The 474-nt window shown below is 58.4% G+C and carries 1 protein-coding gene; it reads right to left on the reverse strand.

What is annotated here, in order from left to right:
* Positions 1-474: transporter substrate-binding domain-containing protein (locus J5M71_RS27880; protein ID WP_207838803.1), on the reverse strand; the 474-nt coding region annotated here is incomplete at both ends.

Genomic DNA, 474 nt, shown 5'->3' on the forward strand with positions numbered 1-474 from the left:
TCGACATACAGTTTCCAACTCATGTCATCGCGCGGCAGCAAGTAAGCCTTCTCCCCGTACTGCATGTACTTATGCGGATTCACAGCGCACAACCCCGGTTTGAGTTTCTGCTGATACAGCGCTTCCGAGGCGTCGGTGATCATCACGTCGGCTTTGTTGTCGAGCAGTTGCTGGAAGATCGTCACGTTGTCGTGCAGGGCCAGTTGCGCTTTGGGCAGGAAGGCGTGGACGAAGGCTTCGTTGGTGCCGCCGGCAGGTTCCACCAGGCGCACGTTGGGCTGGTTGATCTGGTCGATGGTCTGGTATTTGGACTGGTCGGCGCAGCGCACCAGCGGGATCTTGCCGTCGGTGTCGAGGGTGTTGCTGAAGTAGGCTTTTTTCTGCCGTTCCAGTGTGACTGAGATGCCGCCCATGCCGATGTCGCATTTGCCGGCCTGCATGTCGGGCATCAGGGTTTTCCAGGTGGTCTGCACC

This window comes from Pseudomonas sp. 43(2021), from assembly GCF_017490805.1.
Taxonomy (GTDB): Bacteria; Pseudomonadota; Gammaproteobacteria; order Pseudomonadales; family Pseudomonadaceae; genus Aquipseudomonas.